Source organism: Mesorhizobium sp. P2_C5_2, from assembly GCF_056404535.1.
The window spans coordinates 64,734-77,832 of sequence record NZ_JBFUDV010000008.1 but is presented as its reverse complement, the minus strand read 5'-3'; the positions used below and the strand labels follow the sequence as shown (position 1 = coordinate 77,832).

The following is a 13,099-nucleotide window of genomic DNA, read 5'->3' as shown; positions in this document are numbered from 1 at the left end:
TGTGTTGCCGCGGCGACTTGCCCATAAAGGTTCCGAACCGTTCATGGGTCTGCGTTGAAGAAGTTTTTCCCGATCCTCGCCTTCATTGCCGTCGCGCTGATCAGCTTGACGATGGCGGGCTTCGCCTACTTCGCCACCCAGGAGGCGGCACGGATCAAATTCGAGGCGACCGCCGATGATGCGCTCAACCGCATCGAAAGCCGCATCGACCTGCATCTTTCGCTGCTGCGCTCGACGCAGGCACTGTTCGACGCCCGCAATGGCGAGATTTCGCGGAGCGAATTCAAGGCCTTCTTCAGCGCGCTCGATGTCGACAGCAACTTCGCCGGCCTGCGCGGCATCGGTTATCTCAGGCTGACCAAAGCCGGCGATGAAGCGGCGGTCGAGCGCGACATGTTGCGCGACCGTGGCGTGCCCCACGCTGTCTATCCGGACACGGCACAGTCATGGCGCACGCCCGTCGTGCTGTTCGAGCCGCTCGATCCTTCCAACGAGTCGACCATCGGCTACGACATGTTCACCGAACCGGTGCGGCGCGAAGCGATCGAAAAGGCGATGGCCGATGACGCACAGCATGCAAGCGGTCTGGTTCAACTCGGCCAGGACACGGGCGCGGCGCAGACCTTTACCGGCTTCCTGGTCTTCGTCAGGCTCAATGTGGAAACCGCGCCGGATGGCATCAACGCGTCCAGGTCGTCGACATCAGGCTTTCTTTACGCGGCCTTCCGCGCTCGCGACCTGTTCCAGACGGCGCTCAGCCGCACGCCTTTGCTGCCGGTCAACACCGAGGTCTATGACGGCAAGGTCGACGCCGACAATCTTCTGTTCCAGTCGGAAACACCGCCGGTTTCGAGCTTTGGCGACAGGCTGTTGGTGACCCGCAAGATCATCGTCGCCGGCCGCCCGTGGACGGTGCTGTTTCGGCCGACAAGCGCTTTCTCGCAGCCGTCCTCGCGCGCCATTCCGGTAATGCTTGGCCTGTTCGGCCTGCTTTTGGCCGGTGCCATCGCGCTGGTGGCGCGTTACCAGGAGCGGGCCTATGACGCCAAATCGCTGTTGCACGAGACGACGGAAAAGAGCCTGCTCGAAAAGGATCTGATGCTGCAGGAGATGAAGCATCGGATCAAGAATTCGATCACGCGGGTGCTGGCGATTGCGCGCCAGACAGCAGCGCACGCCACCGATGTGAAGGAGTTCTCCTCGTCATTCTCGGCCCGCCTGCAGGCAATGGCGGCTTCACAGGACATGCTGACCCGCTCGCGCTGGCAGAAGGCCGATCTTGGCGATCTCTTGCGCATCGAGCTTGGCCAGGTGTTCGGCAAGGAGCTTCCGGACGGGATATTGTCGGGACCCGAAGTGCTGCTCGACGAGACGACGACGCAGGCGCTTGGCCTTACCTTTCACGAGCTGGCGACGAATGCGCTGAAATATGGCGAGGCCGGCAATTCCGTCGGCGCGCTGAAAGTGGACTGGTCGTTTGAAGGGCGCGGATCCGACAGGATGCTGGTCCTGAACTGGCGCGAGGCGGGGCAGAAGCAACTCGAAGCACCGGCCACGACCGGCTTCGGCACCAAGCTGATCGATCTCAATGTCACACGCGAGTTGCGCGGCACGATCGCCAGAGATTTTCGCGCCGACGGGCTCACGGTGGAAATCAGGATTCCACCGCCTGATGCAGGCAAACAAACGGAGACCGGCTGACCGGTCTCCGTCTTGATTGTTTGACGCCTTTGAAGCGGATCAGCAGCGAGCGGTGTAGAGCCGGCCGCGATTGTCGCGATACTGGCAATAGCCATTGCGCAGGTTGCGCACCAGCAGACCGGAACCGGCACCGACGGCTGCGCCGATGAGCGCACCCTTGCCCCCGCCGATCAGGCCACCGGCCAAAGCACCGACACCGGCGCCGACGCCGACATCCTGCTCGGTCGTGCTGCAGCCGCTGACGGCGACCACGGCAACCATGGCAATAATCAATTTCCGCATTGAGTCTCTCCTCACTTTCGTCCTCACTTTAGTAAGCTCCAGCCGCCATTTAGCACGAAATGACGGCCTTTGCCCGCTCGATCTTATTGTTGGCGAAGATAGTCTTTTTCGGGGCGTGTCACATTCGACGCAACCGCGACGTTTGAAATCTGCAAGGATGCGTCGAGCGAACCATCCGGGCGCACGTTCCAGACGATCTGGTCGTAGTCGTCCTCCAAGGCAGGATCGACGTCAAGACATTTGGCAACGACGTGCTGGGCCTGATCCTGCACATCACCCATGGCGAAAGGCCGCTCGGCGGTGCACGCCTCCGCGGTCTCGAACACGCTGACCGGCACCTGCAGTTCGCGGCATTCGGTCATGTTGTTTGAACAGCCGATGACCAGAAGCAAAGCGGCGATGTGTTCCACGGCGAAAAATCCTCTCGCCATAAGAACGGTCGACAGCCGTCAAAGTTCCTGTGATGAAAGGTGGGGAGGTTAATGATTGGCTGGCCAGGAGCCAGACCAGCCTCTCAGCTCAGCCTGATTTGGGAGCAATGTGGACCCGAGCGATCCTGGCTCAGCCCAGCTGCGACGCCACGATCAGCACGATTGCGACGACGAGCGCGACAGCGGCGAAGCGAAGCAAGGGATGCCAGGCGTGCGGCAAAGGCGCGGCGGGGGCATCAGGATCCTGAAAGCCGCTCATCGACACACGGGCGGCCTGCTCCAGCCTGTTCATATCGGCAACCGTCAAGATCATTCCTCCCATACTGCGCTGCAGATCGCGGCCGAGATGTCGTGGGATTCGGCCAGGGTCCAGCAATCTCTGGGAACCACAGCATCGAACTTTATGGTGAACAGCCGGTTAAGGAATCCGGCGCTCTGGGCTCTCTGTCTGACGCAATTCCGGACGGAATTGCTCCAGGGGCAAATCCGGCCGCTCACTCGGTTTCGAAATTGCCGTGGGGAACGACAAGCCGATATTCGAGACGGTCTCCGGTGATCTCCAGCGTCGCCGTGCCGTTCAGCGATGCCGGCACGACACGTTCGAGCGCAACGCTGCCGAAACGTTTCTCGGTGCGCCTGTTGTCATTGGCGACAATAGCCTCGACCCAGGTCAGCGACAAAGCCGGCTTGTCGGCGGCCTCTGTGACGCTCGACAGATTGGCGGTTACCTCGACGAAGCCATCCGGCCGCGCCAAGGCGCCGTAGCTGAATGAATTGACGGCGAGCTCATGCATGGCCAGGCCGATGTGAAGAGCGGCGTTGGGATTGAGGTAGGGGTTGACGCCATTGAAGCGCAGGCTCTGTGTAGGATCGGCGCCGTAGCGCACGACCTGGCCACGGACAAGCTCGCGTAGTGCGGCGCCCCGCCAGTTCGACGACGTCACCAGATCCTGGGAGGAGGCCAGTGACTGCAGCCGGCCGCGAAAGCGCGTGAGGAAATCGTCCGATGTCTCGGAATAGCGGCCGGTCTGGGTGGCAATGCTCTGGATGATGGCCAACAGGTTCTTGGAGCGGTGGCTGACCTCGCGCAACAGCGTCTTCAGCGTCTGCTCGCGGCGTTTCTGCTCGGTGGTCTCCACCATCGTGGTGACGACGCCCTGCACATCGCCGCGGTCGCCATGATCGGCGTCAACCCACACCTGGAACCAGCGGATACCGTCGGTGGCGGGCACACTGAGCTCGACGTGCTCGGGATTTCCGGAGGCGATGACACGGCGTTTGGCGGTATCGATGTGCTCGACCTGCGCCGCCGGCAATATGCCGCTGCTGTCCGCGGAGTCGGAAGCCCATGGCTCACGCATGTTGCGCGCCCACACGGTCTTCATCTCGCGGTCCTGGTACAGAACGGAGATACCGGCATTGTGCAGAGCGTGGAGCAAGGCGCGACCGAGCATGCCGCTTTCAGCGGGATGCAGGGCGATGACTTCGTCACTCCGCCCGCTTTCGCCTGTCTCTCCGCCTCTGGAACGCATCAGTCACCTGTCCGCCCACCCAAGCTGAACGATTCACTCTGAAATGAGTTCCTGAAATAAGCCCCGAAACAGGTCCGCCGGACGGCGTCCCGTTAAAGGACACCGCCCGGCGGTGGCTGGAAACCGTTTGAGGGGTGCGGCTTCCAGTGTTGGCCCCGCTGCCGGTCTTACGACGCCCGCCTGAACAGGCCGGCCAGAAGCGAGATGACGAGGAAGGCGAGAAAGATGAAGAACAAGATTTGCGCGATGCCGGCGGAGGTGCCGGCGATACCGCCGAAACCAAGCGCGCCGGCGATGATCGCCACGACCAGAAATACGAGCGCCCAGTAGAGCATGATCCGTCTCCTTCCGATGCTGAGATAAGAACGTGGGTGGTTGGTGTTTGTTCCACCCTTTGCCGAAAAAGACGGCCTTTGGAAGGGCCTGGACGCGAATTGATTTCAAGCACGCGAGCGCGACCGGCAACTGGCGATCGCCAGGTTGACGATCGCCAGTGCTGGCAACGCCGCGCGATGCGGCGAATGTTGTGCTAGGCGGCGGCCTTGGCCTGCCGGTCGAAGAACAGCGCCTGGCTGATCAGCGCTTTGACCATGTCAGGATTGAACGGCTTGGTGACCAGGAAAGCGGGTTCGGGCCGCTCGCCGGTCAGCAGACGCTCGGGGAAGGCAGTAATGAAGATCACCGGCACCGAGGTCGACGACAGGATCTCGTTCACCGCGTCGATGCCCGAGCTGCCATCGGCAAGCTGGATGTCGGCCAGCACCATCTTCGGCCGGGTCTTGCCGAACATTGCCACCGCCTCGGAATGGGTGCGGGCGGTGCCGACGACGCGGTGGCCGAGGCTCTCGACCATCTCCTCGATGTCCATGGCGATCAGCGGCTCGTCCTCGATGATCAGCACGTCGGTCGCCACCTGGCGGGAAATCTCGTTGCTCGCCTGGGCAAGCAGGTCCGAGAATTCCCTGGCGTCGACATCGAGAATTTCAGCCGCCTCGTCTTCGCTAAAGCCTTCGACCGCGACCAGCAGGAAGGCCTGGCGTGGCCGTGGTGCAATGGCATTCAGATTGGCGGCGGCGCGCTGCTCCCATGCCGATTGCGCATGCTCCTGCGGAACGCGGATGGCGATGGAGGTGAACAGTTTGGCGAAAACCTTGTAGATCGCGATGCGGTCGTTCGACGCTTCGGGGAAGATGTCGACGTCGGCGATGATGGCTTCGAGCATCGCGGCGACCAGCGCATCGCCACTCTCCTGCGATCCGGATACGGCGCGCGAGAAGCGGCGCAGGAACGGCAGGTGCGGAGCAATGGTTGCGGAAAGGCTCATGATAGACGTCTCCCTCAGATGACGTGATTGCACAGTTTCCAGGTCAAGCTGATTGCAAGCCCCGGACACAAAACGCTGTTTTTGCGAAAAAGTTCCGTGGGTTGTGGAACGAATGTGCGTGGGCGACGTTTGTGGGGCGATGGGCAACCAGACGCGGGGGCCGCTTTGCGTTGTGTAATAGGGCGGCTCGGGCGCTGGAATTTAAGGGCGAAATGAAGGACATGAATAAAGATCCACTGGCTGGCGCCGCTGACAGGCGCCGGGCCAATTCCGGTGACCCGCTCGGGGCGAATTCGGAAATCGGCCGCAAACTCAAACAATATTATGACGAGCTGGTCTCCGACAATGTGCCGGATCGCTTTGCCCAGTTGCTCAGCCAACTTGAACAGGCCGAACCCGCACAGAAGAAGGACTGAGGCATGGCAGCTGTCTCACAAGGCTTCAAGACCGATCTGCTCGGCTCGATCCCGAGCCTGCGGGCCTTTGCCGTGTCGCTGACACAGAATGCAGACAAGGCCGACGACCTGGTGCAGGAGACGCTGGTCAAGGCCTGGGACAAGCATGAGAGCTTCCAGCCCGGCACCAATCTCAAGGCATGGCTGTTCACCATCCTTCGCAATGAGTTTTATTCGCAGATGCGCAAGCGCGGCCGCGAGGTGCAGGACAGCGACGGCATCATGACCGCCAGGCTGGCCGTTCATCCGGCCCAGCACGGCCAGCTCGACCTGAAGGATTTCCGCAGCGCGCTCGAGCAATTGCCCGAGGACCAGCGCGAAGCCATCATCCTCATCGGCGCTTCCGGTTTCTCCTACGAGGAGGCGGCCGAGATCTGCGGCTGCGCGGTCGGAACGATCAAGAGCCGGGTCAGCCGCGCGCGCACGCGGTTGCAGGAGATCCTGAAAATCTCCGGTGAAGACGAATACGGGCCTGATGCTATCTCGTCCCAGGTCACCGGTTCAAACGCCGCCTGATAGTGGAGTCCGTTTGCGAGCTCGGGCTCTCTAAGGCATTTCAGACTGGCGCGCGGCCGCAGGCCGCCGCCAGCGCTTCGACGAGATCGTCTCCCGAATAAGGCTTTGTCACCAGCCGGATGCCGGGGAAAGACGCCTTGATCTCGTCCGCGTCCGAATAGCCGGAGGCAAAGACGAAGGGCGTGCCCGCCTGGCGCAGTTGCGCGGCGAAGTCGAGCGTCGACGTCCCTCCCAGCATCAGGTCGACGATAACGCCGTCGAATCTGTCGGCGACAGTCTGCTCGTCGATCTCTGCCAGGTCGCGGGCGATCACCACGTCGCCGGCGCCATGGTCGCGGCAAAGCTGCTCGACATCCATGGCGATCAGGAACTCATCCTCCAGGACCAGAATTCGCAATCCCTCGAGCAATGGTGGCACCTGGCAAATTCTCCGTGTTCCCTGCGGCACTTCAACCCAAACCACACCGGATCTCAACAATCCACCAGTGGCCTTGCATCTGAATTCGCTTGCCGGGGCTGCTTCAACGCCGGGCTAACTGGATTCAGCCTGACTGAAGCGGGGCAAGTCATGATCGTTATTCGGTGCCCTGTCATTTAAAAAAGACATGCCCTGTCGCCGACGCCGGAACCACAACCCCTGCAAGCCGTTGCAGTCAGTCTGCCACAAAGGCTTTCGAAAGAGGGATCGAAATGTCGGGCCAGAATGGTCGTTCTTTTTCCAGCCGCCAGTATGCGTGCGAGAATTGCCCGCTTCGGCCGCTGCCGGTGTTCCGGGAATTCGAGAAGGAGGAGCTTGCCTATGTCAGCAAGTTCAAGAAGGGCGAACTCGCCGTCGACAAGGGCGCCACGGTGCTGGTCGAAGGCAGCCACAGCGCCCATCTCTACACCGTGCTTTCGGGCTGGGCCTTCCGCTATAAATTGCTGTCGGACGGCAGGCGCCAGATCCTGAATTATTCCATGCCGGGCGATTTGATCGGCCTGCAAGGCAGCGTGATGGGCGAAATGCAGCACTCGATCGAGGCGCTGTCGCCGATGCTGTTGTGCGTCTTCGAGCGCGAAAACCTGCACGAGCTCTACCGCAACCATCCGGGCCTTGCCTACGACATTACCTGGCTGGCATCGCGCGAGGAGCGCATGCTGGACGAGAATCTGCTCAGCATCGGCAGGCGTACGGCGGTCGAGCGCACCGCCTATCTCATCGCTTTCATCGCCAGCCGCGCGGCGATAGTCGGGCTCAACGGCAAGGCGCCGGTGCAGATTCCAATCACGCAGCAGCACGTCGCAGATACGCTCGGCCTGTCGCTGGTCCACACCAACAAGACGATCCGCAAGCTGATCGACCGCAAGCTGATCGTCTGGCGCGACGGCGGTTGCGAAGTGGTCGACAGGGAAGCGCTGAAGGATCTCGCGCGCTGGGAGGGCTTGAGCGAAGGTCGCCGGCCACTGATCTGACGGGGTAACCGTTCCAGACGGGCTGGACTCACAGAGGCAAACACCCTTTCATGGATAAGGTCTCCGATTGCGGAACCTTGACGTGTGTCGGGCGTTTGAAACCAAGCAAACGCAAGGAGTTATAGAATGGCAACTGCCACAGGAAAGACCGCTGGCGAAAGCCAGACGAATGCCGACCTCGAAGCCGACATCCGGCAGTTGAAGGCCGACATCGAAAAGCTGACCAAGCAATTGGCCAAGACCGGCGAACATGGTTATGGCACCGCCCGCCGCGCTGCCGCAGAAGGCGTCGAGCAGTTGCGCGCCCAAGGCGAGGCCGCCTTCGACAACCTGCGTGGCAACGCCAAGGATCTTGAGGCCCAGATTACCGCCAATGTGCGTGAAAAGCCGGTGACGTCGCTGGCAATCGCGGCCGGCGTCGGCTTTTTGTTCGCGCTCCTCGCCAGGCGCTAGTTTCGCCTGAGATGGGGACGCTGGCATCGCTGATATCGGCCCTGGCCTCGGGTGAAGCCATTGCCGCCATGCGCCGCGCGCGCACGACGGCAATCGTCTATGGGCTTGCCGCCGTGGCGGCTCTATGTGGCCTCGGATTCCTTTTGGGGGCTGCCTATATCTGGGCCGCTGACCGATATGGGTCGATGGCCGCCTGCCTCGGCTTCGCCGCCGGCTTCCTGGTGATCGCGGGGCTCATCCTCCTCGTCCATCAACTGGCCGCCGGCACGCGCGCTCGCCGCCGCGCTCGGCGGCGCAATGCCGACCTCAAAGCGCTGGGCATCACGGCGGCCCTTGCCGTGCTGCCGGCTTTGCTCAAGGGGAAAGGTGGCAAGGAACTTGTCCTTGGCCCGATCATCGCGCTGGTGGCGTATGCCATCTACAAGGAAAACGTCAAACCGGACCGGGACGACAATGCCGACGGCGAGGCCGAATAACTGAGGTTCGGCAAGATACTCAGGTCGGCAGGTCTTCCAGCGGCAGCGATATTTCGGCGAATACGCCTTCGCTGCGGAATTCGTGGACCACCTCGCTGGATAAAACCTTGGCGAGGCTGCGGCGGATCAGGATCGAGCCGAAGCCCTGGCGTTCCGGCGGCTGGACCTGCGGCCCGCCGCTTTCGCGCCAGGTCAAAACAAGGCGGCGTGCGCCTTTCTTTCCCAACGCCTTCCAGTCGACGTCGACCTTTCCCGAGCCCACCGACAGCGATCCGTATTGCAGCGCATTGCTGGCCAGTTCGTGCATGATCAGACCGAGCCCCACCGCCTGGTCGGGCGAAAGCAGCAGATCGGGGCCGGAAATCGCGATGCGGGGCTGTTCGACAGAGTCGAACGGCTTGACCTCGATCTGCATCAATTCACGAATGCCGATGCCGCGCCATTCGCGATCGGACAGCAGGTTATGGGCAGCCCCCAGCGCCTGCAGCCTGGCGCCAAAGGCTTCGAGGAATTCGCTTGGGCGGCGGGCGTGGCGAACGGTCTGCGTCGCCAATGCCTGCACCGTCGCCAGCGTGTTCTTGACCCGATGGTTCAGCTCGCGCAGCAGCAGCCTTTGCCGCTCCTCGCCGAGCTTGCGTTCCGATATGTCGTAGTTGACGCCGAAGATCAGCGTCGGTTTGCCTTCGCCGTCGCGCTCGATGACGCGGCCGCGGGTGGCTATCCAGCGCGGCGGATCGAAGCCCTTGACCCGGTATTCGCCGAAATAGTCGTCGCTGCCGGTCAGGGCATCGCGAAAGCGCGTCTCGGTCTGGTAGACGTCGCGCGGGTCGATGGCGCCCAGAATGTCGCGCGCGCGCAGTCGGCTCGAACGCGGCAGGTTGAACAGCTCCGACAGGCGCACATCGCATTCGATCATGTCGGTGCGGATATCCCAGGCCCAGCTGGCAAGCGAGGCGGCATCGAGCGCAATGGCGCGGCGCTTTTCCTCCTGCGCCAAAGCCGCCTCGGCAATGGCGCCGCTGCGGGTCGCGTCCTTGAGCATAAACAGACTGGCGGCGAGGTCGGCCAGCGCCTTCAGTTGGTCAAGCGCGGCAGTGGAGGGAAATTCATGCGGCTCGCGGTCGAGCACGCACACCGTGCCGATGCGCGCGCCGGCCACAACCATCGGCGCACCGACATAAAAGCGGACATGGTGCTCGCCGGTGACCAGCGGATTGCGGGAGAAGCGGGGATCGATGCTGGCGTCTGGCACCACCATGGGCTCGTCGCCGGCGGCGATGGCATGGGCGCAAAACGATATATCGGTGGCGGTCTCGGTTTCGTTGAGGCCGACACAGGACTTGAACCACTGGCGTTCGGTATCGAGCAGCGTGACCAGCGCGATCGGCGCCTGCATCACCGCGGCCGCGAGGCTGGTGATGCGATCGAAGTCGGGCTCGGAGGCCGTGTCGATCGCGTCGAGCCCATGCAGCACGGCAAGCCGCTCCGGCGCCGTCACGGCGCGGCGGACCTCGACCGGCAGACCTGTCTTCTGCACCCTGCTATCCACCAAGCCCCCTCGCTTGCAGGCCGCAATGGCGCGCGTCTTGCGCCACCGTCGGGACCCGGAACTTTTGTAGCAAGCAATCGTTACCCGACCATGTTTCGCCAGCCATGGTTTTATCGACCATGCGTGCAGCCGAATGATGGGAACGCCGCCAATGACCAAGATCATCCCCGAGAACAAGGCTCGCCAAGGGCGTTGGGGTTGGCATGGCCTGCGTATCCTGATCGCAGCACTGCTCCTGGCCTTCATCGCTTGGGGCGCCGCCGAGATTTACGGCCAAAAGATCGACAACAGCGCGCCTGCCGGCCAGAGCGCGCCTGTCAGCCAGCCGGCGGGCGGCTAGAGCGCGCCATATAGTCGGCCTTCGCATCAGGCGGCCTTTGCCTGGGTGGCGCGCGCCGGCACCAGAACGTTCAAGGCGCCGGGATGAATCTGCACTGCCGTTTCGCGCTCCAGCTTGACCAGTTCGCCGTCGATGACGGCGCCGAACTTCTTGCTTCCCGTGTGAATTTTCACAACTGCCTTGTCGGCCTGATGGATCTCGACATGATCGCTGTCGCGCCATCTGCCGCGCGCCATGTCGAAGAGGGCCCTGGCCAGTTCGCCGCGCTGCCGCGCCACGGTGACATAGATGCCGAGCACGCCGCCGGCAGGGTTATCGGCATAGGGCAGGTGACCCTCGCCGAACAAATTGTTGGAGATGCCGATGCCGCTGATGCGGGTCACGATCTCGGCGTCGCCGACCGTCAATGTCACCTTCATGGCGGGTGGATTGTTGATCGTCGTCCAGGCGGCCTTTGCCGAAGCACGGATCTTTCCCAGGCGAGAGGCGAACTCCATGGTGTCGCGCAGCCGCACCATCCTGGCATGCAGGCCGATGGAGAACTGATGCACGAAGGGTCGGCCATTGGCGCTGGCGATGTCGATGGCGATGACCTCGCCGTCGGCAAAGGAAGTCAGGGCCCCGTCGAGGGTCTGCGGAATGCCAAGGCCGCGGGCGAACAGGTTCATGGTTCCCGCAGGCAGGACAGCCAAGGCTTTCTTGCCATTCATCAGCCGCGCTGCAGCGGCCGAAATGGTTCCATCACCGCCACCGGCCAGCACGACCTCGATGCCGCGCCGCGAAGCGACCTTGTCGAGCGCCGCGACAATGTCCTTGCCGGCGACAATGTCGATATCGAGGGAATGACCGGCCGCCTCAAGCGTCTGCCGCATCCGGTCGGAAAACACGGAAAGATCGGTCGTCCGCAAGGTGCCGCCGTCCCGGTTCAGCACCGCTGCAAATCGCATGCCCGCTCCGTATTCTTTTTAGCGGCTGGAATACCCAGCCACAGGCTGAAACGGCAAAGCCTGACAAAGGTTCCATCGGCCGGCCGAAATGTCGGGCGATTCCACGGACTTGCCTGAAGCATTCCGACGACCCCGTTTTTTCGGAACAAGCGCCTTGTCACGACGTTGTGAACGCATTGGAGGCGCCGCTTTCGGTCTCCCGGCAATGGCTGCCGGTTGCGGCGCGCACGAGATCACGCAAGAGGAGACTTAATCATGATCCGCACTCTTTTCGCGACGACCGCACTCGCAACGCTGATCGCAACCGGTGCGTTTGCGCAGTCAACGACGGCCCCGGCGACGACCCCGGCTCCGGCTGAAGCCCCTGCCACCATCGCGCCGGCAGCGCAGCAGGCCGACGGCGCCCTGATGACCAATATTGTCGGTGAATCCGTCTATAACGGCACCGGCGACGATGCCCAGAAGATCGGTGACGTCAGTGATGTCGTCTTCGACGAAAACGGCCAGGCCAAATCCGCCATCATCGGCGTCGGCGGTTTCCTCGGCATCGGCAGCAAGAACGTCGCCTTCGATTACGACAAGCTACGGTGGGTCGAGAAGAACGGCGACCGCTGGCTGGTTGCGGAAGCGACGAAGGAAGCGCTGACGGCGCTACCGGACTTCGACCGCAAACCTTATGATCCGGCGCCGCCGGCGCCCGCTGCTACCGACAGTGCGCAGAACGATCCGCAGAAGCCTGTCGACCTCAACGCCGCGCCGTCGGAACCGGTGGTTAAACGCGCCGAAGGCAATCTTGCCACCAATATTGTCGGCGAGACCGTCTACAACGGCACCGCCGACGACGCCGAGAAGATCGGCGCAGTCAACGACATCGTGCTGACCAAGGACGGCAAGGCCCAGTCGCTGGTCATCGGCGTTGGCGGCTTCCTCGGCATGGGCGCCAAGAACGTCACCTATGATTTCGCCAAGGCCGCGTGGGCGCAGAAGAACGGCGATCGCTGGCTGGTTGCGCAGACGACCAAGGAGGAGTTGCAGGCGCAGCCGGATTTCGACCGCAAGGTCTATGATCCGGTGCCGGTGACGACGATCTCCGATGCCGGAGCGCCGGCTGCTCCGGCAGCCACGGCCCCTGCGGCGACCGCTCCGGCTGAGACGGCTGCTCCGGCGCCGATGGACAAGACAGCCGAGGCGCCGGCGGCCGAGTCGCCGGATGTGAAGGCTACCGATCCGACGCAGACGGCGGCGATCGACAAGTCATCGCTGACCGAAATGCCGGTCGGTGAAATCAGGGGCGACGATCTGAAAGGCACGACAGTCTACGGCGCCGATGACGCCAAGGTCGGCGAAATCGGCGACGTCGTGCTGGCGCCCGACAGCAAGCCCGATGCGGTCATCGTCGATGTCGGCGGCTTCCTCGGCATCGGCGCCAAGGAGGTTGCGGTCGGCATGGACAAGCTCAAATTCATGACCGACAAGGACGGCAAGAAGTATCTCTATACCAACTTCACCAAGGAGCAGCTGCAGGCGCAGGCCGCCTACGACAAGGGCAGCTATGCCGAGAAGCGGGATGAGCAGCGGATGATGGTGCAGTAAAGGGAATAGGGCAGTAGGGATTAGGCAGTAGGCGAGGAATTAGGTGGC

17 protein-coding genes are annotated in these 13,099 nt (G+C 62.6%); 8 read left to right on the top strand and 9 right to left on the bottom strand.

Annotation, left to right across the window (positions count from 1 at the left end):
• The first annotated feature begins 54 nt into the window (after positions 1-54).
• A complete protein-coding gene (locus AC1D1B_RS26780; protein ID WP_477335912.1) occupies positions 55-1,701 on the top strand; it encodes a CHASE domain-containing protein in 1,647 nt (548 codons plus the stop codon).
• 39 nt (positions 1,702-1,740) lie between these two features.
• On the opposite strand, the gene AC1D1B_RS26775 is transcribed toward AC1D1B_RS26780, so the two are convergent.
• The 6 genes from AC1D1B_RS26775 to AC1D1B_RS26750 form a co-directional block, all read right to left on the bottom strand.
• The gene (locus tag AC1D1B_RS26775; protein WP_023670102.1) at positions 1,741-1,983 is read right to left on the bottom strand and encodes a YMGG-like glycine zipper-containing protein; all 243 of its coding nucleotides are present in this window, start codon (positions 1,981-1,983) and stop codon (positions 1,741-1,743) included.
• A gap of 83 nt (positions 1,984-2,066) precedes the next feature.
• Positions 2,067-2,393, bottom strand: coding sequence for a hypothetical protein (locus AC1D1B_RS26770; RefSeq protein ID WP_477335910.1), 327 nt, complete (start codon positions 2,391-2,393; stop codon positions 2,067-2,069).
• A 151-nt stretch (positions 2,394-2,544) separates the two neighbouring features.
• A complete protein-coding gene (locus AC1D1B_RS26765; protein ID WP_477335908.1) occupies positions 2,545-2,727 on the bottom strand; it encodes a hypothetical protein in 183 nt (60 codons plus the stop codon).
• Between the two features lie 181 nt (positions 2,728-2,908).
• Entirely contained in the window at positions 2,909-3,946 is a 1,038-nt protein-coding gene (locus AC1D1B_RS26760; RefSeq protein WP_477335906.1) for a sensor histidine kinase, read from the bottom strand.
• A 167-nt stretch (positions 3,947-4,113) separates the two neighbouring features.
• Entirely contained in the window at positions 4,114-4,281 is a 168-nt protein-coding gene (locus tag AC1D1B_RS26755; protein WP_023670098.1) for a DUF1328 domain-containing protein, read from the bottom strand.
• A 194-nt stretch (positions 4,282-4,475) separates the two neighbouring features.
• The gene (locus AC1D1B_RS26750; protein ID WP_477262966.1) at positions 4,476-5,270 is read right to left on the bottom strand and encodes a response regulator; all 795 of its coding nucleotides are present in this window, start codon (positions 5,268-5,270) and stop codon (positions 4,476-4,478) included.
• Positions 5,271-5,482: 212 nt separating this feature from the next.
• On the opposite strand from AC1D1B_RS26750, the gene AC1D1B_RS26745 reads away from it, so the two are divergent.
• Positions 5,483-5,686, top strand: coding sequence for a NepR family anti-sigma factor (locus tag AC1D1B_RS26745; protein ID WP_181058065.1), 204 nt, complete (start codon positions 5,483-5,485; stop codon positions 5,684-5,686).
• A 3-nt stretch (positions 5,687-5,689) separates the two neighbouring features.
• The gene (locus AC1D1B_RS26740) at positions 5,690-6,241 is read left to right on the top strand and encodes an RNA polymerase sigma factor (RefSeq protein ID WP_477262968.1); all 552 of its coding nucleotides are present in this window, start codon (positions 5,690-5,692) and stop codon (positions 6,239-6,241) included.
• Between the two features lie 40 nt (positions 6,242-6,281).
• Here AC1D1B_RS26740 and AC1D1B_RS26735 read toward each other — a convergent pair whose 3' ends face one another.
• Entirely contained in the window at positions 6,282-6,659 is a 378-nt protein-coding gene (locus AC1D1B_RS26735) for a response regulator (RefSeq protein ID WP_477335904.1), read from the bottom strand.
• Between the two features lie 272 nt (positions 6,660-6,931).
• Here AC1D1B_RS26735 and AC1D1B_RS26730 point away from each other — a divergent pair, with 272 nt between their 5' ends.
• The 3 genes from AC1D1B_RS26730 to AC1D1B_RS26720 all read left to right on the top strand — a co-directional run bounded on the left by AC1D1B_RS26730 (position 6,932) and on the right by AC1D1B_RS26720 (position 8,622).
• Positions 6,932-7,693, top strand: coding sequence for a Crp/Fnr family transcriptional regulator (locus tag AC1D1B_RS26730; protein ID WP_477335902.1), 762 nt, complete (start codon positions 6,932-6,934; stop codon positions 7,691-7,693).
• 126 nt (positions 7,694-7,819) lie between these two features.
• Positions 7,820-8,146, top strand: coding sequence for an ElaB/YgaM/YqjD family protein (locus AC1D1B_RS26725; protein ID WP_477335900.1), 327 nt, complete (start codon positions 7,820-7,822; stop codon positions 8,144-8,146).
• Positions 8,147-8,157: 11 nt separating this feature from the next.
• A complete protein-coding gene (locus AC1D1B_RS26720; RefSeq protein ID WP_477335898.1) occupies positions 8,158-8,622 on the top strand; it encodes a hypothetical protein in 465 nt (154 codons plus the stop codon).
• A gap of 19 nt (positions 8,623-8,641) precedes the next feature.
• Here AC1D1B_RS26720 and AC1D1B_RS26715 read toward each other — a convergent pair whose 3' ends face one another.
• On the bottom strand, positions 8,642-10,171 hold the full coding sequence (locus AC1D1B_RS26715; RefSeq protein ID WP_477335896.1) for a sensor histidine kinase: 1,530 nt from the start codon (positions 10,169-10,171) through the stop codon (positions 8,642-8,644).
• Between the two features lie 151 nt (positions 10,172-10,322).
• Here AC1D1B_RS26715 and AC1D1B_RS26710 point away from each other — a divergent pair, with 151 nt between their 5' ends.
• Entirely contained in the window at positions 10,323-10,511 is a 189-nt protein-coding gene (locus AC1D1B_RS26710) for a hypothetical protein (RefSeq protein WP_477335894.1), read from the top strand.
• A 26-nt stretch (positions 10,512-10,537) separates the two neighbouring features.
• Here the strand turns inward: AC1D1B_RS26710 and AC1D1B_RS26705 are convergent, their stop codons facing one another.
• On the bottom strand, positions 10,538-11,458 hold the full coding sequence (locus AC1D1B_RS26705; protein WP_477335892.1) for a diacylglycerol/lipid kinase family protein: 921 nt from the start codon (positions 11,456-11,458) through the stop codon (positions 10,538-10,540).
• Positions 11,459-11,713: 255 nt separating this feature from the next.
• Here AC1D1B_RS26705 and AC1D1B_RS26700 point away from each other — a divergent pair, with 255 nt between their 5' ends.
• Positions 11,714-13,051: a PRC-barrel domain-containing protein gene (locus AC1D1B_RS26700; protein WP_477335890.1), complete on the top strand. Its 1,338-nt coding sequence runs from the start codon at positions 11,714-11,716 to the stop codon at positions 13,049-13,051.
• The last annotated feature ends 48 nt before the right edge of the window (positions 13,052-13,099 follow it).